Annotated in this window: 19 protein-coding genes; 7 read left to right on the top strand and 12 right to left on the bottom strand. The window is 71.2% G+C overall.

The features are described 5' to 3' along the window. Positions 1-143 precede the first annotated feature (143 nt). The 12 genes from ACIBAF_RS22505 to ACIBAF_RS22560 all read right to left on the bottom strand — a co-directional run bounded on the left by ACIBAF_RS22505 (position 144) and on the right by ACIBAF_RS22560 (position 16,888). Positions 144-425: an HU family DNA-binding protein gene (locus ACIBAF_RS22505; protein WP_004000874.1), complete on the bottom strand. Its 282-nt coding sequence runs from the start codon at positions 423-425 to the stop codon at positions 144-146. 299 nt (positions 426-724) lie between these two features. Next, positions 725-2,143, bottom strand: coding sequence for an NAD-dependent malic enzyme (locus tag ACIBAF_RS22510; RefSeq protein WP_399465103.1), 1,419 nt, complete (start codon positions 2,141-2,143; stop codon positions 725-727). A 313-nt stretch (positions 2,144-2,456) separates the two neighbouring features. Then, positions 2,457-4,853 carry a HelD family protein gene (locus ACIBAF_RS22515; RefSeq protein ID WP_399465104.1) on the bottom strand — a complete coding sequence of 799 codons (2,397 nt, stop codon included), beginning with the start codon at positions 4,851-4,853 and terminating at the stop codon, positions 2,457-2,459. Between the two features lie 59 nt (positions 4,854-4,912). Continuing rightward, entirely contained in the window at positions 4,913-5,695 is a 783-nt protein-coding gene (locus tag ACIBAF_RS22520) for an anti-sigma factor family protein (RefSeq protein WP_399465106.1), read from the bottom strand. 50 nt (positions 5,696-5,745) lie between these two features. Then, a complete protein-coding gene (locus ACIBAF_RS22525; protein ID WP_010039908.1) occupies positions 5,746-6,267 on the bottom strand; it encodes a sigma-70 family RNA polymerase sigma factor in 522 nt (173 codons plus the stop codon). 353 nt (positions 6,268-6,620) lie between these two features. Continuing rightward, entirely contained in the window at positions 6,621-7,196 is a 576-nt protein-coding gene (locus ACIBAF_RS22530) for a CGNR zinc finger domain-containing protein (protein WP_399465108.1), read from the bottom strand. A gap of 229 nt (positions 7,197-7,425) precedes the next feature. After that, entirely contained in the window at positions 7,426-8,601 is a 1,176-nt protein-coding gene (locus tag ACIBAF_RS22535; protein ID WP_399465110.1) for a uroporphyrinogen-III synthase, read from the bottom strand. 101 nt (positions 8,602-8,702) lie between these two features. Further along, complete coding sequence (locus ACIBAF_RS22540) at positions 8,703-10,097, bottom strand: nitrate/nitrite transporter (RefSeq protein ID WP_399465112.1); 1,395 nt, start codon at positions 10,095-10,097, stop codon at positions 8,703-8,705. A 162-nt stretch (positions 10,098-10,259) separates the two neighbouring features. Next, a complete protein-coding gene (locus ACIBAF_RS22545; protein WP_399465114.1) occupies positions 10,260-11,189 on the bottom strand; it encodes a hypothetical protein in 930 nt (309 codons plus the stop codon). Positions 11,190-11,351: 162 nt separating this feature from the next. Next, positions 11,352-12,638 (bottom strand): acyltransferase, encoded by a 1,287-nt coding sequence (locus tag ACIBAF_RS22550; protein WP_399465116.1) that lies wholly within the window; start codon positions 12,636-12,638, stop codon positions 11,352-11,354. Continuing rightward, entirely contained in the window at positions 12,635-14,707 is a 2,073-nt protein-coding gene (locus ACIBAF_RS22555; protein WP_399465221.1) for a glycosyltransferase, read from the bottom strand. The genes ACIBAF_RS22550 and ACIBAF_RS22555 overlap by 4 nt, the downstream gene beginning before the upstream one ends. A gap of 1,335 nt (positions 14,708-16,042) precedes the next feature. After that, complete coding sequence (locus ACIBAF_RS22560; protein WP_399465118.1) at positions 16,043-16,888, bottom strand: hypothetical protein; 846 nt, start codon at positions 16,886-16,888, stop codon at positions 16,043-16,045. 649 nt (positions 16,889-17,537) lie between these two features. Between ACIBAF_RS22560 and ACIBAF_RS22565 the strand changes: the two genes are divergently transcribed. From ACIBAF_RS22565 to ACIBAF_RS22595, 7 genes are all read left to right on the top strand, one after another. Continuing rightward, on the top strand, positions 17,538-18,905 hold the full coding sequence (locus tag ACIBAF_RS22565; protein WP_399465120.1) for an MFS transporter: 1,368 nt from the start codon (positions 17,538-17,540) through the stop codon (positions 18,903-18,905). A 168-nt stretch (positions 18,906-19,073) separates the two neighbouring features. Then, positions 19,074-20,375, top strand: coding sequence for an extracellular solute-binding protein (locus tag ACIBAF_RS22570; RefSeq protein WP_399465122.1), 1,302 nt, complete (start codon positions 19,074-19,076; stop codon positions 20,373-20,375). Then, a complete protein-coding gene (locus ACIBAF_RS22575) occupies positions 20,372-21,292 on the top strand; it encodes a carbohydrate ABC transporter permease (RefSeq protein WP_399465124.1) in 921 nt (306 codons plus the stop codon). Before ACIBAF_RS22570 ends, ACIBAF_RS22575 begins: the two co-directional genes overlap by 4 nt. Next, positions 21,289-22,113, top strand: a complete 825-nt coding sequence (locus tag ACIBAF_RS22580) for a carbohydrate ABC transporter permease (RefSeq protein WP_399465126.1) — start codon at positions 21,289-21,291, stop codon at positions 22,111-22,113. The genes ACIBAF_RS22575 and ACIBAF_RS22580 overlap by 4 nt, the downstream gene beginning before the upstream one ends. A 29-nt stretch (positions 22,114-22,142) precedes the next feature. Beyond that, positions 22,143-24,404 (top strand): alpha-xylosidase, encoded by a 2,262-nt coding sequence (gene yicI, locus ACIBAF_RS22585; protein ID WP_399465128.1) that lies wholly within the window; start codon positions 22,143-22,145, stop codon positions 24,402-24,404. Continuing rightward, on the top strand, positions 24,404-25,414 hold the full coding sequence (locus ACIBAF_RS22590) for a LacI family DNA-binding transcriptional regulator (RefSeq protein ID WP_399465130.1): 1,011 nt from the start codon (positions 24,404-24,406) through the stop codon (positions 25,412-25,414). Before yicI ends, ACIBAF_RS22590 begins: the two co-directional genes overlap by 1 nt. A gap of 122 nt (positions 25,415-25,536) precedes the next feature. Then, positions 25,537-25,671, top strand: coding sequence for a hypothetical protein (locus tag ACIBAF_RS22595; RefSeq protein ID WP_399465132.1), 135 nt, complete (start codon positions 25,537-25,539; stop codon positions 25,669-25,671). Positions 25,672-25,811: the final 140 nt, after the last annotated feature.

The following is a 25,811-nucleotide window of genomic DNA, read 5'->3' on the forward strand; positions in this document are numbered from 1 at the left end:
CGCGGGCTCGGCAGGCGGCGCGGGCCGGCCCACTCCCCCGGGCGGGCCGTGGTGGCAATGGTGGCGCGCACCCCGGGGGGGGGCGCCCCCCGAACGCGGGGGCCCGCCCCCCTCGTATGGCCTACATCGCTCTCAGCGGAGCGTCACTTGCCCTTGGCCGCTTCCTTGAGCTTCGAGCCCGCGGAGACCTTCACGCTGTAGCCGGCGGGGATCTGGATCGGGTCGCCGGTCTGCGGGTTGCGCGCGGTGCGAGCGGCACGGTGGGTGCGCTCGAAGGTCAGGAAGCCGGGGATGGTGACCTTCTCGTCGCCCTTGGAGACGATGTCGCCGACGACCTCGGCGAACGCGGCCAGCACTGCGTCGGCGTCCTTGCGGGTCACCTCGGCGCGGTCGGCCAGCGCGGCCACCAGCTCACTGCGGTTCATGTTGTTACTCCCGTGTTCTTCTTGCCGTTGAGGCGTGCCACGCGGCGGAGCCGCATGTGGGGCACAGCGAAGTCGTTGTGCTCGCGCCCAAAGACGCATCCTGCCCCTACCTGCGGCGGGAAAGCCAATCCGGCACCCGCACTCAGGCGTGAGACAACCCATGTGTGTCACACGAAGGGGGCTTGGCCCGGCGCAACCCTAGAGGGCCGCGATCGGCGCGAGGTTCCGCGACGCGCCGTCGCGGGGCCGTCGTGGCGATCCTCACAGCCGCACCGGCCCCGCACCTTACGCCCCAGAGCCTACGAGGCCGACGCGCCGACCGCCTTGGCGGCCTCCCGCACCGCCCCCGCCACCGCGCCGGCGACCTTGTCGTTGAAGACGCTCGGGATGATGTAGTTCGGGTTCAGCTCGTCGTCGCTCACGACCTCGGCCAGGGCCTTTGCAGCCGCCAGCATCATGTCGGTGTTGACCGTGCGGGACTGCGCGTCCAGCAGGCCGCGGAAGACGCCCGGGAAGACCAGCACGTTGTTGATCTGGTTGGGGAAGTCGGAGCGGCCGGTGGCCACGACGGCGGCCGTCTGGCGGGCGATCGCCGGGTCCACCTCGGGGTCCGGGTTCGCGAGTGCGAACACGATCGCGCCCTCGGCCATCGCGGCCACGTCGGCGCCGTCGAGGACGTTCGGGGCGGAGACGCCGATGAAGACGTCCGCGCCGCGCACGGCCTCCTTCAGGGTGCCGGTGAGGCCCTCGGGGTTGGTGTTGTCGGCGATCCAGCGCAGCGCCGAGCCGGGGGCCGCGTCGACGAGGTCCTCGCGGTCCGCGTGGACGACGCCGTGGATGTCGGCGACGACCGCGTTCTTCACGCCGGCCGCGAGCAGCAGCTTGAGGATGGCCGTGCCGGCCGCGCCGGCGCCGGACATGACGACCCGGACGTCCCCGATGCCCTTGTCCACGACACGCAGGGCGTTCGTGAGGGAGGCGAGGACGACGATCGCGGTGCCGTGCTGGTCGTCGTGGAAGACGGGGATGTCGAGGGCCTCGCGCAGGCGGGCCTCGATCTCGAAGCAGCGCGGGGCGGAGATGTCCTCCAGGTTGATGCCCGCGAAGCCCGGGGCGATCGCCTTCACGATCTCGACGATCGCGTCGGTGTCCTGGGTGTCCAGGCACAGCGGCCAGGCGTCGATGCCGGCGAACCGCTTGAAGAGGGCCGCCTTGCCCTCCATCACGGGCAGCGCGGCCTTCGGGCCGATGTTGCCCAGGCCCAGCACGGCCGAGCCGTCCGTCACGACCGCAACGGAGTTGCGCTTGATGGTGAGGCGGCGGGCGTCCTCGGGGTTCTCGGCGATCGCCATGCAGACGCGGGCCACACCCGGCGTGTAGATCATCGAGAGATCGTCACGGTTGCGGATGGGGTGCTTCGACGCCATCTCGATCTTGCCGCCGAGGTGCATCAGGAACGTACGGTCGGAGACCTTGCCGAGGGTGACGCCCTCGATGCCGCGCAGCTGCTCGACGATCTCGTCGGCGTGGGAGGTGGAGGTGGCGGCGATGGTGACGTCGATGCGGAGCTTCTCGTGCCCGGAAGCGGTGACGTCGAGGCCCGTCACCGAGCCTCCGTGGGACTCGACGGCCCCGGTGAGCTGGGAGACCGCGGTACCGCTCGCGGGCACCTCCAGCCGGACCGTCATCGAGTAGGAGACGCTGGGCGCCGTTGCCATGGCCGACTTCCTCTGCACTGCTGGGTCGCGGGTTTGCCGTCCGATCGTCGCACCTACCGACGAGTACGTGAAAGCCGCCCGGGATTGCGATCGTTTTGTTCTCAATAAAAGAGGCCCACATCACACGCGGTGATGTGGGCCTCTCCTGCGTTCATGACACCGACCCGCCATGCTCGCCTCGCGGCAAGTGGTCGCTCGTAGCGACGAAGGTTGGGCCCGGGGGCTTGGATCGAGCCGGTGTCACACCCAGGCTAACAAACGGATCCCCGATCGCCATTCCCGTCCGGGCAGTTCACAGGAAACCGTCGGCTGTTCAGTCCCGCAGGAGGTCCGGGACGCCGTTCGCGTCCGGTTCGTCGCGGTCCCCGGAGACGACCGTGAGCTGCTGCGTGGCCCGGGTGAGCGCCACGTACAGCACACGCAGGCCCGCCGGGCTCTCGTCCGCGATCTCCGCCGGAGAGACCACGACCGTGGCGTCGTACTCCAGGCCCTTGGCCTCCAGGCTGCCGAGGGCCACCACGCGGTCGCCGAGCCCGGCGAGCCAGCGTCTGGCCTCCTCGCGGCGGTTCATGGCGACGACGACGCCGACGGTGCCGTCGACCCGGTCGAGGAGCCGCTCGGCCTCCGCGCGGACGGTCGACGCCAGGCTGTCGGTGACGGCCGTGAAGCGCGGTACGACACCCGTCGACCTGACCGCCGACGGGGACTCGGCGCCCGGCATGGCCAGCGCCAGCACCTTCGCGGCCAGCTCGGCGATCTCGGCCGGGTTGCGGTAGTTCACGGTGAGCTGGAAGCGGCGGCGGGGGCGGGTGCCGAGGGCCTCGTCGCGGGCCTCGGCGGCCTCGTCGGGGTCGGACCAGGAGGACTGGGCCGGGTCGCCGACGACCGTCCAGGTGGCGTGCCGGCCGCGGCGGCCCACCATGCGCCACTGCATCGGGGTGAGGTCCTGCGCCTCGTCGACGATGACGTGCGCGTACTCGACGCGCTCCTGCGCGAGCCGCTCGGCGCGCTCGCGCTGCGATTCCTCACGCACCGGCATCAGCTCCTCCAGGCCGGTGAGCTGGTCCAGCGGGTCGAGTTCGCGGCGCTTCCTCGGACGCACCGGGGCGCCGAGGATCGACTGGAGCTCGTCGAGCATGGCGATGTCGTGCACGGAGCGGCCGTCCCGCTTGAGGGAGCGGGCGATCCTGCGGACCTCGCCGGGGTTGAGGATGCGGCGGGCCCAGCGGCCGAGCCGTCGTTCGTCGGCCATGGCCGCCAGGACGGCCTGCGGGGTCAGCTCGGGCCACCAGGCGTCGAGGAAGGCGATGAACGCGTCCTCGGTGGTCACGTCCTCGTCGAAGGAGGAGCGCAGCTCGGCGGCGAGCTCGGGGTCGGTGTGCCGGCCGGCCGCGCCGGAGCGCTCCCACAGGGCGTCCAGGAGCAGCTTGCGGGCGCGGGGGCGCAGCAGGTTCACGGGGGCGGTGCCGCTGAGGGCGCTCTGCCGGACGCGGTCCAGGTCGGCGGCCTCCAGCTCCAGCCGGCGGCCGAAGGCGACGACGCGCAGACGGGCGGGGGTGGCGCCGGCGCCGGAGGGGGCCGGGGGCTCGTCGAAGCTGAGCTGCCCCGCGCCCTGGCCGCCGCCGCTGCCGGCGCCGCTGCCGCTGCCGCCGTTCTCCAGCGCGCCGCGGGCCGCCTTCCGCAGCACCTTCAGCATCCGGTACGAGCCCTTGGCGCGGGCCACCGCCGGGGAGTCGTACAGGGTGGCCTCGGCGCCGTCGACGAGGGAGCCGATGGCGCGGATGGCGACCTGGCCCTCCTCGCCGAGGGAGGGCAGCACGCCCTCGGTGTACGCCACCAGCAGCGGGGTGGGCGAGACGATGAGGATGCCGCCCGCGTACCGGCGCCGGTCCTGGTAGAGGAGGTAGGCCGCCCGGTGCAGGGCGACCGCGGTCTTCCCGGTTCCCGGGCCGCCCTCGACGTAGGTGACGGAGGCGGCGGGGGCGCGGATGACGAGGTCCTGCTCGGCCTGGATGGAGGCGACGATGTCCCGCATGGTGTGGCTGCGGGCCTGCCCGAGGGCGGCCATGAGGGCGCCGTCGCCGATGACGGCGAGCTCGTCGCCGTCCAGGAAGGCCGTCAGCTCGGGACGCATCAGGTCGTCCTCGACGCCGAGGACCCGGCGCCCCTTGGAGCGGATCACGCGACGCCGGACGACGCGCCCCGGGTCGACCGGGGTGGACCGGTAGAAGGGGGCTGCCGCCGGCGCCCGCCAGTCGATGACCAGCGGGGCGTACTCGGAGTCGAGCACGCCGATCCGTCCGATGTGGAGCGTCTCGGCGATGTCGGCGGTGCTGTCGGGCCTGACGGCGCCCTCCGCGGGCTCCACGGCGGTGTAGGCGCCGTCGGGGCCCTTCTTGCCGTCCTTGCCGAGGAGCAGGTCGATCCGCCCGAAGAGGAAGTCCTCGAACTCGTTGTTGAGCCGGTTGAGGTGGACGCCCGCGCGGAACACCTGGGCGTCCCGCTCGGCGAGGGCGCCGGGCGTGCCGACCTGGCCGCGCTGGGCCGCGTCGTTCATGAGGAACTCGGCCTCGTCGATCTTCTCCTCGAGGCGGCGGTACACCCGGTCGAGGTGTTCCTGTTCCACGCTGATCTCTCGGTCCCGCACCGAATCCGGTGCGGCTTCCTGGACCGATACGACCGCGGTTTCCTGCTGTGCCTGAGCGGCCACCGGGCCCCCTTCTGACGTGCTGGGCAGCCGTCAACCGTACGCGAAGGGGGCCGGTGAGGCTACGCGTCGACCTGGACGAGCTTCTTGCCGTCGAAGGTCATGACCTCGAAGTGGTCGATGTCGTTGGGAGCGAAGGCCGCGCCGCCGACGACGTAGAGCGGGTTCTTCGCCTGTTCGGTCTTGGCGTTCGGCAGGCCGTAACCCCACTCCGGGACCGACCAGGAGGAGACCGTCTCGCGCTCGCCGTTCTTGCCGACGGCGATGAGCGAGCACTTCTCCGGGCCCGTCACGTTCTTCAGCTCGACGCCGATCTCCGTGCCCCACGCCTTCTCGCCCATGGCGACGGTCGCGGAGACCTTGGAGGCGGAGTCGGTCGCCGAGACCCGGTCGGAGAGCGTGTCGAAGGTCGACTTGGCGGCGTTGGCGGACTTGGTGGCGCTCGCCTCGGTCCCCTTGGTCCCGCTGTCGCCGCCGGTCGCCGCCAGCACCGTGAGCGGGCCGCCGATGATCAGCGCGGCCGCGGCCGCCACGAGGAAGAAGGAGCGGCGGCGCTTCTGCGCCCGGCGCTCGGACACCTCGTCGACCAGCCGTTCCGCGAGGCGCGGGCTGGGGCGGGCGGACAGGGAGTCTCCGATGGCGGGCGTGCCGGTGCCCGGCAGGTCCGCCAGGGCGGCCAGCATGGGCTCCATGCCGGCTAGCTCGTCCAGTTGCTGAGCGCACCACTCGCAGCCCGCGAGGTGCATCTCGAAGGCGGTCGCCTCGGCGTCGTCGAGGATGCCGAGGGCGTAGGCGCCGACGGTCTCGTGTTCGCTCGGGCTCGGAGATCCCACTGATCCCTGCATGGGGCCAGACATACCCGAACCACCTGCTCCGAATCCCCCGTAACCGCTCATCACGCCGTCACCCCCCGCTCCTCAAGAGCCAGCTTCATCGACCGCAGGGCATAGAAGACCCGTGAGCGCACGGTGCCGCTGGGTATGCCCAGCGTCTCGGCCGCCTCGTTGACGGTACGCCCCTTGAAATACGTCTCGACGAGCACCTCCCGGTGAGCCGGGGTCAGGTCGTCGAGCGCATCGGACAGCGTCATCAGCCACAGCGCCTTGTCGATCTCGTCCTCCGCAGGAATGACCTCCAGCGGCGACGGGTCGACCTCCTGCGGCCGGGCCTGCCGGCTGCGGTGGCCGTCGATGACGATGCGGCGTGCGACCGTCACCAGCCAGGGGCGTACCGATCCGGTCGCTCGATTGAGCTGACCGGCGTTCTTCCAGGCACGGATGAGCGTCTCTTGTACGACGTCCTCGGCACGCTGCCGGTCTCCGGCAACCAGGCGCAGGACATACGCAAGCAGGGGTCCGGCATGCTCCCGATACAGAGCACGCATCAGCTCCTCGTCAGGTTCCGAGGGCTGGGACATGCGATGTCGGGCCCTCGATCCACGTTCATTGGCCACGGCCGCATCCTTGCGCACGCCCACCTCCGGTGTCCGGGGGTTCCCCCAGTCGGTCGCTCGACGACGGGTACGGGAGCGGGGTGTTGAGCGTTCAAACCACGGCGACACTTTTCTTCTGAGTGTCATGACGAGGGGGACATGGCGGCACATTCCCACCCCGTTTTCTTTACATTTTCGCCACAGCGACAAGATCGGGCCGACTGCCCGGGGCGCGACACGAGTAAACGGCATGTAATCGAAATCACTTCGACAGTTGGACCGACCCGACTCCACGAAAGCCGCATACCAGACAGGGCAGTTGGAGAGGCGAAGGTTCGTCAGGTCCGCGCGAGCGCCGCCGCGCGCCGGCGATGCCGGGCGACCCGCTCCCGGTTCCCGCAGACCTCACTGGAACACCAGCGCCGCCGACGCCCCCGGGACGTGTCCACGTACACGATCGGGCAGTTGTCCCCCGCGCACTGCCGCAGCGCCGCCCGGGCGACGGGATCGGTCAGCAGCTCCACCGCGTCCCGGGCCACGGCGGCGAGCAGCGCGGCGCACTCCGGCGGCCCGTCCAACGCCCGCACGAGCGCACCGTCTTCGCCGCGTACGGCACAGGGGGTCGGGGGCGCGGCCCGGGCGACCTCGTTGACACGGGCGAGGGCGAGGTCGTACGACCCGGCGTCGCCCCGGGCGAGCCAGCCGTGCACCAACTGGCCGACGGTGCGACGCAGTTCCCGGAAGGCCGGCGGCCAGGAGGCGTCCGCGTGGCCGAGCGCGGTGCCCGGCGGGACGAGCCCGCAGCCGCGGATCCACGCATCCAACGGCGCCACGGCGTCCAGCCGTTCGAGGGGGTGCGCGGTCGCGAGCAGGTCGAGACAGATCCGTCCGGCATCGAACCGCAGCTCGTCCATGCGCGTGTCACCGCCAGCCGAGAGGCACTCATGAGGAAACCGTTCTTCTTCACAGTGCCAGTGCCGGGGCGGTAACCGGAACCCCCTGGGCCTCGCGACGCAGGTCAGTGCTTCCCAGCCTGTCCGGCGTCTGAGGACGAGGCCCTTTCGGGGCCGAAGCGGGGGTCTGGGGCGGCTGCCCCCGGGACGGCCACCCCGACCCCGGGTGCGGGACAACCCGCCCAAAGACCTACGCGTCCGCGTACTTCGCGTCGGCCGCCGGGTCCAGCGCCAGCCGATACCCCCGCTTCACCACCGTCTGGATCAGCTTCGGCGCCCCGAGGGCCGTCCGCAGACGAGCCATCGCCGTCTCGACGGCATGCTCGTCCCGCCCCGCCCCCGGCAGCGCCCGCAGCAGGTCCGACCGCGGCACGACCCACCCCGGCCGCCGCGACAGCGCCCGCAGCAGCGACATCCCCGCCGGAGGCACCGGCCTCAGGGACCCGTCCACCAGCACCGCATGCCCCCGGATCTCCACCCGGTGCCCGGCGATCGGCAGCGCCCGGGCCCGCCCCGGCAGCTCCTGGCACAGCAACTGCACGAGCGGCCCGAGCCGGAACCGCTCCGGGGAGACGGTGTCCACGCCCAGCGCCTGCAACGGCAGCGCGGTGACCGGGCCGACGCAGGCCGGCAGCACGTCGTGGTTGAGGGCGGCGAGCAGCTCGGCCAGCATCCCGCGCTCCTCAGCCCGCGACAGCAGGGACGCGGCCGCCGGCGCGCTGGTGAAGGTGATGGCGTCCAGTCCGCGCGAGACAGCTGCGTCGAGGAGCCGGTCGAGCGGCGAGATGTCCTCCGGCGGCATCCACCGGTAGACGGGCACCCCGACCACCTCCGCGCCCGCGGCCCGCAGCGACTCCACGAACCCCGGCAGCGGCTCGCCGTGCAGCTGGACGGCGACCCGGCGCCCGTCGACGCCCTCCTCCAGCAGCCGGTCGAGCACCTCGGCCATGGACTCGCTGGACGGCGACCAGTCCTCCGTCAGCCCCGCGGCCCGGATGGCGCCCTTGACCTTGGGCCCGCGGGCCAGCAGCTCGACACCGCCGAGCCGGGCGAGCAGCTGCTCGCCGAGCCCCCAGCCGTCGGCGGCCTCGACCCAGCCGCGGAAGCCGATGGCGGTGGTGGCCACCACGACGTCCGGCGCCTGGTCGATGAGGTCCTTGGTGGCGGCGAGCAGCTCGCCGTCGTCGGCGAGCGGCACGATCCGCAGCGCGGGCGCGTGCAGCACCGCCGCCCCGCGCCGCTGGAGCAGCGCGCCGAGCTCCTCGGCCCGGCGCGCTGCCGTCACGCCCACGGTGAAGCCCACGAGGGGCCCGTGTTCGACGGCGCCCTGGGGGCCGGAGGCCGGTTGTTGCTGTTCCTCGTACATAGCCCTCGTCCCGCACTCAAGTCGCGTGTACACCTACATGCCGACGAGCCTGTCAACGGTGCGTGACAGGCTCGGTTCGGCTACATGTCGCCAGTGTTACGTCACACCTCGGCGTAGCTGAGCTGCGGCTTCGCCTCGGATGCCGAGCTGGATGCCGTCACCCGGCCCGCCGGACGACGAAGGTATACGGCCCAGGTGACCACGAAGCACGCCGCGTAGAAGGCGAGGAAGGCGACGAACGCGCCGGTTCCGGAGCCGTAGGAGAGGAAGGACTGCCGGAAGGCCATGTTGATGCCGACGCCGCCGAGCGCGCCGACCGCGCCGATGAGCCCCATGGAGGCGCCGGACAGCCGCCGCCCGTAGGCAGCCGCCTCTTCCCCTTCGAGCCCCTTGGCGAGGGCCTTCGCCTGGAAGATGCCCGGGATCATCTTGTACGTCGACCCGTTGCCGAGGCCGCTGAGCACGAACAGCACCACGAAGACGGAGACGAAGAGCGGCAGCGACTTCTGCATGCTGGCGAAGACCAGGACGGCGGTGGCGGCGGCCATGCCGACGTAGTTGTACAGGGTGATGCGGGCGCCGCCGTAGCGGTCGGCGAGCCAGCCGCCGACGGGGCGGATCAGGGAGCCGAGCAGCGGGCCGATGAAGGTGAGGTAGGCCGCCTGGAGGGGCGTCCGGCCGAACTGGTTGGTCAGCACCTGACCGAAGGCGAAGGAGTAACCGATGAACGACCCGAACGTCCCGACGTAGAGGAACGACATGATCCAGGTGTGGGCGTCCTTCGCGGAGTCGATCGCCGCGCCGGTGTCGTTCTTCACGGACGCGAGGTTGTCCATGTACAGCGCGGCGAGGGTCGCGGCGATCAGGATCAGCGGGATGTAGATCCCGAGCAGCACGCGCGGGCCGCCGCTCGCGCCGATGACGGCGAGGGCGATCAGCTGGATGACGGGCACGCCGATGTTGCCGCCGCCCGCGTTGAGCCCGAGCGCCCACCCCTTCTTACGGAGCGGGAAGAAGGCGTTGATGTTGGTCATCGAGGAGGCGAAGTTGCCGCCGCCGATGCCCGCCAGCAGGCCGACCAGCAGAAACGTGTCGAAGGAGGTCCCGGGCTTCATCACCGTGAACGCGGCGATCGTGGGGATCAGGAGCAGACCGGCGGAGATGATCGTCCAGTTCCGGCCGCCGAAGATCGCGACGGCGAAGGTGTACGGCACCCGCACGACCGCCCCGACCAGCGTCACCATCGACGTCAGCAGGAACTTGTCGGCCGGGGTGAGGCCGTACTCCGGGCCCATGAAGAGCACCAGCACGGACCACATCGTCCAGATCGAGAAGCCGATGTGCTCGGAGAGGACGGAGAAGAGCAGGTTACGGCGGGCGATCTTCTCGCCCTTCTCGTTCCAGAAGGTCTCGTTCTCCGGGTCCCACTCCTCGATCCAGCGGCTCCCCTTCTTCGCGGGGGAAGGGGGTGCGGGGGCTGTACTCGGGGCTGTCATGACGCCTCCACGGTGCTCCGGGACTCGGGTGATTCGGGGGGATGAGCGGTGATGAGTCCCGAAGGTAGGGAGGGCGCGTTTCCGGGCTGTGCCTGTGGGTGACCGGAAAGGAACGTTGCTCTCACCTTGCGCGGCGGCCCGGTGAGAGGTTTTGGGGAGGGCTCAGCGCGGCGGCTGCTGCCCGTAGGGGCCGGGGGCCGGAGGCGGGTACTGCGCCGGGGGCTGCTGGGGGTGGGGCTGCTGGGGATACGGCTGGGGATAGGGCTGGGCCTGAGGCTGAGGGTACGGCTGCTGCTGGCCGTAGGGGCCGGGCTGGGGATACGGCTGCTGCTGACCGTAGGGCCCCGGCTGGGGATACGGCTGCTGCTGACCGTACGGTCCCGGCTGCTGGTGGGGCTGCGGCTGATGGGCCTGGGGCTGATGGGGCTGGGGCTGCGGGTGTCCGTAGCCACCGCCGCCCGTCGGGACGGCGCCGTACGGATTTTGGCCGTATCCGGCCGTCGCGCCCGGCGGGAGGTAGCGCACCCGTCCGGTCCCGTCGGTCATCGGCGCGAAGCCGGCGGCCTGCAGCCGGGCGGCGAACTTGGCGTTGCGGTGCCGGGTGACGACGAAGCCGATGCCGAAGACGCCCATGAGGACGACCCAGGCGACGGCGGCCGCGATGAAGTCGGTGCTCGTGCCGCCGAGCCGTACGCCGAGGATCGCGCAGCCGGCGGTGACGCCCAGCGCGCCGTACCCCATGCGCTTCTCGGCGCTCTTGCCGGTGAGGTCGAAGTTGATGCGCGCCTTCAGCAGCTCGAAGGCGTCCGGCACGACGGGCGGCAGGGAGACGCCGTCGGAGGCGTTCGGGTACTGCGCCCAGTTCTGTGCGGCACGCGCGCGTGCCTGCGGGGCGGGGTCGGGGACGATCAGCATCTTCAGCGCACTGCCCCGCGAGCCGCCCTGCCGGACGTCCGCGTACTCGTAGCCGAACTGCTGGGCCACGAAGGCGAGCCGGGCCAGTTTCTTCACGGAGGCCATGGGGCTGGTGAGCTCGACGGGCTCGCCTCCCGCCATCAACCGCAGCATGTTCTGCACCTGCCGCTTGCTCACCGGCGCTCATCTCCCCCATCAGCCGGACCACTGTTCACTTGCGCAACGCCCGGGCAGTCTTCCACACCCCCTCACCCCCGGGAATCGGCGGCCGACACGCTTTGACCTGCCCTTTACGACCCCATGCACGCCGGCGAACACCCCCGGCGGGGAAGGCGCGCCTCAGGCGCGGCGCGCTCCCCCTCGGCCGTCCGGCCACAGCCGGGGCCTGCGGCGGGCCGCCAGGTCCTCCACCCAGCCAAAGCAGACGACACAGGCCGCGGTGAGCAGCCAGATGAACGGCAGCTGCGGCCACGGGCTCTCCAGGACCCAGGGAGTGTTGGCCTCCAGCCACGGGACGCCCCACAGGCGGTCCCACACGGCCTCCACGATGCCGATGCACAGGTTGTGCCACAGGTAGATCGTCACGGCACGGGAGTTGAGCAGGGTGATCATCCGGTCCCAGCGGCGCAGCCGGGCCGGCCACTCGGTCCAGGACGGACTGATGTGCAGAAGCAGCAGGACCGCCGCGAACGACCACAGGGACTGCGCGAACGGCATGTCGTCGAGGTCGTGGCCCTCCCGCAGGTGGTGGCTCAGGGCGTACCAGAGGCCGACCCCGGCGACTGCCGGGGCCAGCGACGGGACGACGTAGCGGGGCAGCCGGCGCAGGATGCCCTCCTGGTGCGCCATGCCCAGCAGCCAGCACGCGCCGAACGCGCCGAAGTCGCTGAGGTTGGCCTCCAGCCGCCAGCTGGGCGCCGACAGCGCGCCGAACTCCAGCGCGGCGGACAGCACGACCGGCGCGAGGATCGTCGGCCAGGGCAGTCGGCGCAGGGCGCGCAGAAGAAGCGGGGAGAGCAGCACGAACCAGAGGTAGGCGCGGATGTACCAGAGGGGTACGGCCATGTCGACGGCCCAGTCGTCGCCGATCAGCCCCTGCACACCGGGCAGACCGTCGCCGTACGGCGGGTCGCTCAGCGGCAGGATCCAGTAGCCGAGGTGGAGCCACCACCAGCCGGGGTGCCCGTCGTCGTCCGGACTCCAGCCCGCCACCGCCATGCCCGTCACACCGACCGCGCCCAGCAGCCACAACGGGGGCAGCAGCCGGCGCAGCCGGCCCCGTACGACCTCCAGCGCGGGACGTCTGGCCAGCGAGCGGGCCATGAGGTTGCCGGCGAGGGCGAACATCACGCCCATGGAGGGGAAGACGATGGGCAGCCAGGCCCAGCCCATCAGGTGGTAGAAGACGACACGGAAGAGGGCGATGCCGCGGAGAAGATCGAAGTAGCGGTCACGACCGCCGCCCGGCTTCTTCCCGCTCCTCGACTCGTTCTGTGTCTCGCTCTTCGTCTCGCTCTTCGTCTCGTACTCAGCTGCCGTGCCGGCCGTTGTCGCGGCTTCGGGCATGGGTTGGGTGTCCGTGGGCTGGGTGTCCGTGGGCTGGGTGTCCGTGGGTTGGGTGTTCATCGGGCCGTTCCTCCGTCCATGGCCGGCGTCGGGGCGCCCGGGGGTGCGGCCACCTGGCCCTTGCGCCGCAGTTTCTGCCAGCGCAGCCGGCCGCCGGTGAGGGCGGTGATCCAGGACTGCAGCAGGACGATGTACATCAGCTGGCGGTAGAGGAGTTGCTGGAGCGGCAGGGAGATGAGGGGGGTGAGGCGTTCGCGGTCCAGGACGAAGGCGTAGGCCGCGCAGCCCGCCTGGACGGCGAGGACGCCGAACCAGGCCGCGATGGTCTTGCCGGTCGGGCCGAAGAGCAGGCCGTAGACGAGGAAGAGGTCGATGAGCGGCGCGAGGAGCGGGGCGACGACCATGAAGAGCGAGACGAGAGGGAGGCCGACCCGGCCGAAGCGCCCGGAGGGGCCCCGCTCGACCAGCGCACGGCGGTGCTTCCAGATCGCCTGCATGGTGCCGTAGCACCAGCGGTAGCGCTGGGACCACAGTTGCTGGACGGACTCGGGCGCCTCGGTCCAGGCGCGCGCCTTCTCCGCGTACACGACGTGCCAGCCGTCCCGGTGGATGGCCATGGTGATGTCGGTGTCCTCGGCGAGGGTGTCGTCGCTCATGCCGCCGACCCGGTCGAGGGCGGTGCGGCGGAACGCGCCGACGGCCCCCGGGATGGTGGGCATGCAGCGCAGGACGTCGTACATACGGCGGTCGAGGTTGAAGCCCATCACGTACTCGATGTGCTGCCAGGCGCCGATGAGGGTGTCCTTGTTGCCGACCTTGGCGTTGCCGGCGACGGCGCCGACCTTCGGGTCCGCGAAGGGCTGGACGAGTTCGCGGACCGTGGAGGGCTCGAAGACGGTGTCGCCGTCCATCATCACGATCAGGTCGTGCCGGGCGTTGGCGATGCCCCGGTTGAGCGCGGCCGGCTTGCCCGCGTTGAGCTGGCGGACGACGCGGACGCCGGGCAGGTTCAGGTCCTCGACGATGCGGGCGGTGCCGTCGCTGGAGCCGTCGTCGATGACGAGGATCTCGATCGGGTGCTCGCTCTTCATCAGCGAACGCACGGTGTTCTCGATGCACTTGGCCTCGTTGTAGGCCGGGACGAGCACGGACGCGGGTTCGGTGACGGGCGCGTCGGGGCCCCAGACGAAGCCCTTGCGGCGGGTGCGGCGGGTGTGGATCGCGGACAGCAGCAGCATCAGGCCGAAGCGGGCGAAGACGAGGACGCCGATGACGGCGAGGCCGACGACGAGGACGCCGGTGATGTCGTCGGAGGCCTCGACCAGGAAGACCCAGGCCTTGCCCTTCCACAGGTCGAGCCCGGTGACCGGGGTGTGCGCGCTGGGGGCGCGCAGGGCCTCGGTGAGGTTCTCGAACGTGTAGCGCTTCGCCTGGAGTTCGGGGAGGTAGGCGTCGAGGGCCTGGACCGTCTGGTGGCGGTCGCCGCCGGAGTCGTGCATGAGGACGATCGCGCCCCTGCCGTGCTGCGGTGTGGCGTTGCGGATGATCTGCCGGACGCCCGGCCTGCGCCAGTCCTCGCTGTCGGCGGTGGTGAAGACGGTGAGGTAGCCGCGGGAGCCGACGTACTCGGTGACCGGCCAGGAGACGTCGTCGAGGGCGTCGGCGGAGGAGGAGTACGGCGGCCGGAAGAGGGAGGTCCGGATGCCGGCCGCGCCCGCCAGGGCCAGCTGGTTCTGGGTGAGCTCCCAGTCGATGCGCTTCTTCGACTGGTAGGAGAGGTCGGGGTGGTTGAAGGTGTGCAGCCCGATCTCGTGCCCCTCGTCCACCATCCGCCGGACCAGGTCCGGATAGCGGGAGGCCATGGTGCCGGTGATGAAGAAGACGGCGTGCGCGTGGTGCTTCTTCAGGACGTCGAGGACCTCGGGTGTCCACTTCGGGTCGGGGCCGTCGTCGAAGGTGAGCACGATCTTGTGGTCCGGCACGTCCAGGCTGCTCTGGTGGCCGCTGCGGGTGTCGACGACCGGACCGCCGTCGAGGATCTTCTCCGGCACCTTGTCGGCGGCGGCCTCGGGGTGGATGCGGTAGTCGGCGAGGATCTCGCTGTGCACGTAGCCGCGCAGCATCAGCATCGCCATCATCGCGAACAGCACGAGCAGGGGCAGCAGGTGGCGCAGGCGCAGCGGCACCAGTCGCTTGCGTTCAGGCGGCGGCGCCGCCCCGTGCGCGGCCCCGCCGCCGCCGTGTCCCACGGCCCGCCCGCGCCGCGCCCCCGACCGCCGACCGGCCCGCCGCCCACCACCCGCCGAAGACGAATCGGACGCGGACCCGGGGGCGGCGGGGACGGCCTGACCGCCCGACGAATGCGCGGACTGCCCGACGACGGACCGTCGAGTCGAGCGCCGGCTGGTACGTGGTGCCATGAAGCTACATCTCCGAAAACGGCTCGCCACGCGCCGTGCGCGACGAGGGTGGGCGGTAAGGAGTTCTTCGTGCGGGGAGTTGGCTGGTGCGGGCGAGGAGTTGGCTGGTGCGGGCGGGGAGTTGGCTGGAGAGGGGTGACCCCTACGGGTCAGGCGACGGGAATCCGGCCGCGAAGGAACAGGCTGTAGATCAACCCACCAGGTCAGGCGGAGGACTTCCGATCGCGAGGGCCAGGTGGAGAGACCGACCAGCAAGGGCCGAGCGGCGGAGGCGGGATCACCCCGCCGGGGTCAGGCGACGGGGGCGATGCGAGGGGGCACCGGTTACGGGTCCTGCCGGCCACGGCGGTCGAAGAGCCCCGTCACGCCGGTGACCGAGGCCCCATCCAGCGCCCTGAACCCCGACCCCGGTCGCGTGCCCCCAGCCCCGGTTGCATGCGCCGGCCCCCGGTTGCTGCCCCCGGCCCCGGGCAACCCAGGTCCGGTGCCAGCGTCCAAAGGCCCACACCCGGACCCTTTGGCCGACGCCCCCCACGGGCCCATTCGACCGGCGCCACGAACTCCGCCGAACGACGCTCCACGGCCCTTGTGGTCGACGCCCCACGGTCTCCTTGGTCGCCGCCTTCGCGGACCCCGAGGCCGTGGCCAACGCCCCGCAGTTCCTTTGGCCGACGCGTTCGCAGGGCCCCTGGCCGACACCCCACGGTCTCCTTGGTCGCCGCCTTCGCGGACCCCGAGGCCGTGGCCAACGCCCCGCAGTTCCTTTGGCCGACGCGCTCGCGGGGCCCCTGGCCGACGTCCCCACGGCCCCTTCGGCCAGCGCCCACTCGGACCTCCTGGCCGACGTCCTCGCAGACTCCCGGCCGGCGCCCCTGCAGACCCCTGGCCAGCGCCCACTCGAACCTCCTGACCGGAGTCCTCGCAGCCCCCTGGCCAGCGCCCGCGCAGACCCCCGCCCGGCACCCGCACAGACCCCCGGCGGGCACCCGTGCAGACCCCCGGCCCGCGCCCCCGCTGGCCGCTTCCCGGCGCATCCCTCGTCCCTCAGACTGCTGAGGTCGATGCCGATGTCGTGGGGGCCGGGGTCGGGTCCGGGGGCCCGTTGGCGACTGTGGTGGTGGTTCCTCCGGCCGGGGACGGGGAGGCGGCGGGCGAGGGGGGCGCGGCGGGTGAGGATGCCGGCGGCGGTGGCGGGGAGGACGGGGGCGGCGCGACCACCGGGCTGCTCGGGCCGGGGGACGAGGACGCCGTGGGTGTGGGCCCCGCGCTGGGCCGGGCCGTCCCGCTCGCTGAGGGCCGGGCCGCCGGTGACGCCCCGCCCGGCGAAGCCGCGGGGCTCCCCGACGCGCCCGGCACCGCACTCGCCCCCGGCTTGCCCGGCACGGCACCGGGCAGGGAGGCGGTGTTGCCCGCGCCGCCCGGCAGCACCGCGCCCGGCATCCCGGGTCGCTCGGTCACGGAACCGTCCGGCGCCGACGGGTCGTCGACCTTGCCGGCCGCCGGCTTGTCGTCGTCGGCCACGCCCGGCACCGGTACCGGCAGCCAGGGTGCGCCGGCGTTGCCCGACAGCAGCGCGGCCACGATGACGACGGCGTACGCCCCGCACGCGGTCCCCACGAGGATGCCGATGCGGCGGAACGTCCGGCTGCGTCGGCCCGACTCGTCGACGAACACCGGGACGTCGGAGGCGCCGGCCTCGGGACCGTCGGCCCGCCCCTTCTTGAGGGGGTCGAGCTGCACCGTCACCTCGGCGGGATCGTTCCCGTTGCCGTCCGCCGCGCCGGGCTCCTCTCCCCAGGGATCCCGGAGATCGCTCGACCGTTCGTTTTCGGAAAGGCTGTTCGAGGCCTCCGGGCCCGACAGCAGACCGTTTTCACGCGGTACATCCATCAACGACCGGTATCTGCCGCTCTCTCCCGCCATGGACGTCAGGGAATGCCCCCCTGCCCCGGCAAGGCTCTGGGATCCTGCCCCCAGGAGCGGTACATCCCGGGTCGGCCTCGCCGCTTCCGGCCACTCCGGTTGGGCGTCTTCTCGCCAATTCTTCACGTGCGCACTTCCCCCCAAGGAACTGTTCTGGGTGCGCTTACGACCCCGAGCGCACGTCGGCGGAACCAGGCCCCCACCTGGCTCCTGCGCCCCTTTTACCCCATTGCGCTCAGGTCGACGAATCTAGCGCAGGCTTGGGCCCTGTGTTCGCGATGTGTCATTTATGGTCAGAAGTCATGTTCATGCCTATGGCCGGATTTAGGCCCTTGACGGCTCCCCGGAGTCACGTTCTCGCAGCCCCGCCCCGGATCCCGGCCCGTCGAAGCGCATCGAGGGCCGAAGGGACCAGCCCCTTTCGTCACACCAACGACACAGACGGACAAAGGGACCCGGTCGACAGGGGGGTCAAAGGAGCTTCCAGGCATGGCCGGAAAATTCACTCCAACGGACGCTGGATTGCCCGCTTTATCCGCGATGCGCCGAGCCAGTCCCCCAGCCGACGACCGGAAAGTGTTGGACCCCTTGATCACCACCGAGCGACGGTTGCCCCATGCCGCACCCGACCTCCCAAGACCCCCACCCCAACTCCCCCAGCCCCGAACCGGCCCCCGCCCCCCGCTCACACACCCGCAGCCCCAGCCACGAACCCGCCCCCGAGCCCCGCTCTTTCACCCCCAGCCCCAGCCCCACCCCCAGCCCCACCCCCGAAACTGCCTCCGACCCTCGCTCCCTCAACCCCTACCGCCGTCTCCTCGCTCACCCCGGCGCCCTCGCCTTCACCGTCGGCAACCTCCTCGCCCGCCTCCCCATGGGCATGTTCAGCGTGAGCGCGGTCGTGATGATCGCCGGCTCGCGGGGCTCATACGCCCTCGCCGGCGCCGTCACCGCGACCGGCCTCGCCGCGACCGCCCTGGTCGCGCCCTGGATCGCACGGCTCGTCGACCGGCACGGCCAGGCCCGGATCGCCGTCCCGGCCACCCTCTTCGCCGCCCTCGGCAGCCTCGCGCTGCTCCTCTGCGTCCGGTACGGCGCCCCGAACTGGACCCTGTTCGCCGCGTACACCGCCACCGCGACCACGCCCAACATCGGCGGCATGTCCCGCGCCCGCTGGAGCCACCTCCTCGACGGCGACCCCACCGCCCTGCACACCGCGAACTCCTTCGAACAGGCCGCCGACGAACTCTGCTTCATGCTGGGCCCGGTACTCGCGGCCTTCCTCTGCGGCACGTACTTTCCGGAGGCCGGCACGCTCCTCGGCGCGCTCCTGCTGGTCACCGGCATGCTCACGTTCGCCGCCCAACGCGCGACCGAACCGCCCCCGCAGCCCCGCCCCAGAGGCGCCTCGCCGCTCCGCGCCCCCGGCATCCCGCCCCTCCTCGCCGTCTGCCTCGCCCTGGGCGCGGTGTTCGGCGCGACGGAGGTCGTCACGATCGCCTTCGCGGACGAGCAGGGGCACCGCACCGCGGCCGGGGTCGTCCTCGCCCTCCAGGCCGCCGGATCGTGCGCGGCCGGACTCGCGTACGGGGCGATACGGCTCTCCGGCCCGGCCTCCCGTCGCCACCCCCGGTGCGTGGCCGCGATGGCCGCTCTCCTCACGCTCCCGCTGCTCGCGGCGGCCCTCGTGGGCTCGCTCCCGCTGCTGGCCGGAGCCCTCCTCGTCGCCGGGATGGCGACCGCGCCGACCATGGTCACCACCATGGGCCTCGTCCAGGAACGCACCCCCGAAGGCCGTCTCAACGAGGGCATGGCCCTGGCGGTGACCGGACTGCTCGGCGGTATCGCCCTCGGCAGCGCGACCGGCGGCTGGACGGTGGAGCACCTCTCCCCCGCGACCGGCTACGCCGTGCCCGTCGCGGCCGCGGCCGCCGCCCTGCTCATGGCGGCCGGTTCCCGCACCCCTTCCCCCACGCCCCATTGACGCGATCACACCAGCCACATACCTTCCCCCGTCGAAGCGCTTCGACGTCACGCATCGAATCGATTCGACGAACGAAGTCGACGAACGAATGTCGACGAAACGAGTCGACGAACGCCGCGTGACGGCTGTTCTGCCCCCAGCACCATCCGACTCCCCCGGAGGCACAGGATGTTGACGGCACGAAGGCGTGTGGCGGCGAGTGCGGCGGCGGTCCTCACCGGATCCCTGCTCCTGGCCTCCTGCGGCGGCTCGGACGGCGGCGGCTCCTCCGACGCGAAGACCCTGCGGCTGTGGCACTACGAGGCCCCGAACAGCGCGATGGGCGTGGCCTGGACGGAGGCGATCAAGGAGTTCGAGGCCACGCACCCCGGTGTGAAGGTGAAGTTCGAGGAGAAGAGCTTCGAGCAGATCCAGAAGACCGCCCCGATGGTCCTCAACTCCTCCGACGCGCCCGACCTCATGGAGTACAACAAGGGCAACGCGACGGCGGGCCTGCTCTCCAAGCAGGGGCTCCTCACCGACCTGTCCGCCGAGGCGACGAAACGCGGCTGGGACAAGCTGCTCAGCCCGGGCGTGCGCACCACCAGCCAGTACGACGGCGACGGCGTGATGGGCTCCGGCAAGTGGTACGGCGTGACCGACTACGCCGAGTACACGATGGTCTACTTCAACAAGGACCTGTTCGCGAAGTACAAGATCGCCGAGCCGAAGACGTTCGACGACCTGGTCGCCGCGATGAAGAAGTTCACCGAGAACGACATCACCCCGCTCGCCAACTCCGGCGCCGAGTACCTCGCCCAGCAGTACGTCTACCAGCTGGCCCTCTCCAAGGCGGACCGCTCCTGGGTCGACTCCTACGAGCTGTACAAGGGCGAGAAGGCCGACTTCCACGACGCGGCCTGGACCTACGCCGCCGACACCTTCGCCGACTGGGTGAAGAAGGGCTACGTCGGCAAGAGCTCCACGAGCGCCAAGGCCGAGGACGCCGGCGTCTCCTTCCTCCAGGGCAAGGCGCCGATCCTGTTCTCCGGCAGCTGGTGGTACGGCCGTTTCCAGGACGAGGCGACCTTCGACTGGGGCACCACCCTGTGGCCCGGCTCGACCCTCACCCCGGGCTCCGGCGGCAACCTCTGGGTCGTCCCCAAGAGCGCGAAGAACAAGGAGCTCGCCTACGACTTCATCGACATCACCCTGTCGAAGAAGATCCAGAACCTGCTGGGCAACAAGGGCGGCGTCCCGGTCGCGGCGGACCCGGCCGCCGTCACCGACCCGAAGGCCAAGGAGCTGATCACCAACTTCAACACGGTCAGCAGCCGCGACGGCCTGGCCTTCTACCCGGACTGGCCGGTCCCCGGCTTCTACGACGTCCTGGTCTCCGAGACCCAGAAGCTGATCACCGGCAGCGAGAAACCCGACGACTACCTGAGCAGTCTCCAGAAGGCCTACGACAAGGGCGCACCGAAGCGATGAGGGCACGCGCCCCCAGAGCCCCCCGCGACTCCTACGCCCTCTTCCTCCTCCCCGGCGCCCTGGCCTTCCTCGCCGTGATCGTCGTCCCGTTCCTGATGAACACGGGCGTGAGCTTCACCGACTGGCAGGGCGTGGGCAGCCCGTCGTGGTCCGGGCTCGCCAACTACCGGGAGCTGGTCGACGACACGGAGTTCTGGGAGTCGTTCCGGCACAGCCTCTTCATGGTCGTCGCGATGGCGGCGATCCCCACGGCGGTCGGACTGGTCCTGGCCGCCGCCCTGTTCGACTACGTCGGCAAGCACTTCGGCTCCCGGATCGCCGCCGTCCTGCGGGCCTGCTTCTACCTGCCCCAGGTGCTGCCGATCGCGGTCGCGGGCATCGTGTGGAGCTGGATCCTGGCTCCCGACGACGGCTCCCTCAACGAGCTTCTCGAAGCGGTCGGCCTCGGCGGATGGCGGCAGGACTGGCTCGGCGACCCCGACGTCGCGCTGTACAGCGTCATGGGCGTGATGGTGTGGGTGCAGCTCGGCTTCCCGCTGGTCGTCTTCATGGCGGGCCTGCAACGCGTCGACCCCCAGCTGCACGAGGCCGCCGAGCTGGACGGCGCCGGCTGGTGGCGCCGCTTCCGGCACATCACGCTGCCGCAGATCCGCCCCGAGCTGTACGTCGTGCTGACCTGGTGCACGGTCGCCGCGCTGAAGGTGTTCGGCGCGGTGTACGTCCTGACGAAGGGCGGCCCCGGCGGCGCGACCGACGTCCCGTCGTACTTCTCCTTCACCACGTTCTTCGAGAAGACCCAGGTCGGGTACGGCGCCGCGATCTCCACGGTGCTGACCGTGATCATCCTGGCCCTGTCCCTGATCGGCCTGAGACTGCAGACCCGCGCGGAGGACGCCGAGGAAGGGGCGCGCACATGACGAGGTCCCTGCGCCGCTACCCCGTCCTGATCGCCCTCTGCCTGGCCGCGCTCTTCATGATCGTCCCGTTTCTGATCGTGGCGGTGAACGCGGTCAAGTCCCCGGCGGAGTACTCCCGAAACGGCCCGCTGAGCCTGCCCGAGGGCCTGTATCTGGACGGTCTGAAGGACTTCTGGGAGCGGGTGGACTACACCCAGAAGCTGATCAACTCGGTCGTCATCAGCGGCTCGGTGGCGGTGCTCGCGGTCGCCCTGTCCGTCCTGACCGCGTACGCCATCGGCATCGGCCGGATCAAGGGCCGCACCTGGGTCCTGGCCTTCTTCGTCCTGGCGAACATGCTCCCGCAGGAGGCGCTGGTCTACCCGCTCTACTACCTGAGCAAGCAGGCCGGCCTGTACGACACCAGGCTCAGCGTGATCATCGTCTTCACGGTGATCCAGTCGGCCTTCGGCACGTATCTCCTCTCCTCCGTCCTCGGCCGGTTCCCGCGCGAGATCATCGAGGCCGCCCGCATCGACGGCGCGACCAAGTGGCAGGTGCTGTGGCGGATCGTCGTCCCGGTCAGCCGCCCCACCCTCGGCGTGCTCCTCGTCTTCTTCTTCATCTGGACCTGGAACGAGTTCCTGCTGCCGCTGGTCATGCTGGTCTCCAACGACAACCAGACCGTGTCGGTGGCCCTCGGCGTCCTCCAGGGCCAGCGGCTGATGGACGCCACGATGACCAACGCGGCCGCCCTCCTCGGCGTGCTCCCGGCCCTCGTCTTCTTCCTCGTCTTCCAGCGGACGCTCACCCGCGGCATCGCCGTGGGCGCCGTGAAGTAGTGAGGACCGAGCAGTAAGGACCCCCGCCCATGAAGTTCTCCGACGGATACTGGCTGCTGCGCGAGGGCGTCACCGCCGCCCACCCCGCCGAGGTCCTCGACGTCACCGCCTCGGACGGCGCCCTGGAGATCCATGCGCCGACCCGGCCCATCCGCAGCCGCGGCGACCTGATGACGGGACCGGTCATGACGATCAGAGCCCACACCCCGATGCCCGACGTCATCGGCCTCACCCTCACCCACTTCACCGGCGAGCGCCCCCGCGAGCCCGCCTTCGACCTCACCGGCACCGACCCCACCCCCCAGCTCGCCTACGACGACGACCACGCGACGCTGACCTCCGGCGCGCTGTCCGTGAAGGTCGCCCGCTCCGGGCCCTGGCACGTGGAGTTCCTCGCCCACGGCCGCACGCTCACCTCCAGCGGCCCCAAGGGCATGGGCATCATGCGGGACGCCGGCACCGGCGGCCACTACCTGCGCGAACAGCTCAACCTGGGCGTGGGGACCGCCGTCTACGGCCTCGGCGAACGCTTCGGCCCGCTGGTGAGGAACGGCCAGGCCGTCGACATCTGGAACGCCGACGGCGGCACCGCCACCGAACAGGCCTACAAGAACGTGCCGTTCTACCTCACGGACGCGGGCTACGGCGTCTTCGTCGACCACCCGGGCAAGGTCTCCTTCGAGGTCGGCTCGGAGACGGTGTCGAAGGTCCAGTTCAGCGCCGAGACGCAGGAGTTGACGTACTACGTCATCCACGGCCCCACCCCGAAGGAGATCCTGCGCAGGTACACCGCCCTCACCGGCCGCCCGGCCCTCCCGCCCACCTGGTCCTTCGGCCTGTGGCTGTCCACGTCGTTCACCACCTCCTACGACGAGGAGACCGTGACGTCGTTCATCGAGGGCATGCGGGACCGGCAACTCCCCCTCTCCGTCTTCCACTTCGACTGCTTCTGGATGCGGGAGTTCAACTGGTGCGACTTCCGCTGGGACCCCCGCGTCTTCCCCGACCCGGAGGGCATGCTGGCCCGGCTGAAGGCGAAGGGCCTGCACGTCAGCGTGTGGATCAACCCGTACATCGCGCAGCGCTCCCCGCTGTTCGCGGAGGGCCGGGAACTGGGGCATCTGCTGCGCAGGCCCGACGGGAGCGTCTGGCAGTGGGACCTGTGGCAGCCCGGCATGGCCCTCGTCGACTTCACCAGCCCCGCCGCCCGCGACTGGTACGCGGCCAAACTGGAGGCGCTGCTCGCGCAGGGCGTCGACTGCTTCAAGACGGACTTCGGCGAACGCGTCCCCGTCGACGTGGCGTGGGCGGACGGCTCCGACCCGGAGCGGATGCACAACTACTACACCTACCTCTACAACCGCACCGTGTTCGACGTCCTGCGCAAACACCGCGGCGAGGGGGAAGCGGTCGTCTTCGCCCGCTCGGCGACCACCGGCAGCCAGCAGTTCCCCGTCCACTGGGGCGGCGACTGCGAGGCGACCTACGAGTCGATGGCGGAGTCGCTGCGCGGCGGACTGTCCCTGGGGCTGTCGGGCTTCGGCTTCTGGAGCCATGACATCGGCGGCTTCGAGGGCACGCCCACCCCGTCCCTCTTCAAGCGCTGGCTGGCCTTCGGCCTGCTGTCCTCCCACAGCAGACTGCACGGCAGCTCCTCCTACCGGGTGCCCTGGCTGTTCGACGAGGAGTCGGTGGACGTCCTGCGCCGCTTCACCCGCCTGAAGCTGCGCCTCATGCCATACCTGTACGAGGCCGCGCGCGTCGCTCACGAGGAGGGCGTGCCGGTGATGCGGGCGATGGTCCTGGAGTTCCCCGACGACCCCGGGTGCGCGCACCTGGAACGGCAGTACATGCTCGGCCCCGACCTGCTGGTCGCGCCGGTGTTCAGCGACGAGGGGGAGGTGGCGTACTACGTCCCCGAGGGCACGTGGACGCACTACCTCACCGGCCGTACGGTGACCGGCCCGCGCTGGGTCAGGGAGCGGCACGGCTTCCTCGGTCTGCCGCTGCTGGTGCGGCCCGGCGCGGTGCTCCCGGTGGGCGCCCACGCCGACCGGCCGGACTACCCGCACGCCGACGGGGTCACCCTGCGCACCTACGGCCTGGGGCGCGGCGCCCAGGTGACGGTACGGGTCGGGGACGTGACGTTCACCGTCGTCCGGGAGGGCGACACGCTCCGGGCGTCCGCGAGCGACCCCTCGGCGCCGTGGGCGCTGGCGGCCGGCGACCGGGTCGCGCGGGCGGAGGCGGGCACCGGGTTCCTGACACTGGACATCGTGGAGGCGGGCTGATGGTGAAGATCACCGATGTGGCACGGCACGCCGGGGTCTCCCCCAGCACGGTGTCGTACGCGCTGAGCGGCAAACGCCCGATATCCGCGGAGACCCGCAAGCGGGTCGAGGAGGCCGCCCGTGAGCTGGGCTACCGCCCGCACGCGGGCGCCCGCGCCCTGGCCAGCAGCCGCTCCAACGTGCTCGCGCTGGTCGTCCCCCTGCGAACCGGCATCCACGTCCCGGTCGTCATGCAGTTCGCGGTGTCGGTGGTGACGGCCGCCCGACGGCACGACCACGACGTCCTGCTGCTGACCCAGGAGGAGGGCGAGGAGGGCCTGCGCAGGGTCGCGGACACGGCTCTGGTCGACGCGCTGATCCTGATGGACGTCCAACTCCACGACCCCCGACTGCCGTTGCTGCGCTCCCTGGACCGGCCGTCCGTGATGATCGGCTTCCCGCTCGAAGCCGACGGGCTGACCTGCATCGACCTCGACTTCAGGGCGGCGGGCGAGCGGTGCGTGGAGCATCTGGCGCAGCTCGGGCACCGGGTGGTGGGGCTCGTCGGCTCACCGCCGGAGGTGTACGTGCGCGGGACGGCGTTCGCCCAGCGCGTGGTCCAGGGTTTCACCGCGGCCGCCGACCGCGCCGGCCTCGCCTCCACCGTCCACCCCTGCGAGGCGACCCCGGCCGCGGCCCGCCACGTCGCGGAACAGCTCCTGCGCGAACAGCCGGCGCTGACGGGCGTCGTCGTCCACAACGAGGCGATCCTGGAACCCCTGATCGACGCGTTCGAGCAACTCGGCCTGCGCATCCCCGGCGACCTGTCGGTGACGGCGATCTGCCCCGACGAACTCGCCTCCACCCTCCGCGTCCCCGTCACATCGATCGCCCTGCCGTCCACGCAGGTGGGCGAACAGGCGGTGGACCTCCTGATGCGAAAACTGGACAACGACCCGGTCCCCCAGGCAACCCTGCTCCCACCCCACCTCACGCCCCGCGCAAGCACGGCCCCCCGCACGATCGGATGAGCCGCCGAGCATCCGATCCCAGTACCTGTCGGGCATCCGGTGTGCTGTACTTGGACGCAAGGAGGGCCATCGCCCGGACCGGTTATCCAGACGATGGCCCAAGCTCAACAGGAGCTTGTCGGATGCCCCCATCTGGTTTGGGGACATCCGGCTACCTGCTGAGCCACCAGAGCAGCCACCTCCTCGCGTGCCTCGCGACCCGCTCCGGCAACAGCCGGATCAGCCGGATGACGAGAGTCGGCTTCTGCTCCTCGTGACAGCCCATCTGGGGGCGTCCTCCCTTCGACGTGAGGCGGCCATCACCAGGTCCCGGGACCGCTCTCCTCGGGCCGGGCCCCGAGGAGAGGGGGCCCGGAATGAAGGGAGGACGCACCCGTCGGGCACGTCACGGCGTCAG

This window comes from Streptomyces sp. NPDC051677 (assembly GCF_044453465.1).
Lineage (GTDB): Bacteria > Actinomycetota > Actinomycetes > Streptomycetales > Streptomycetaceae > Streptomyces.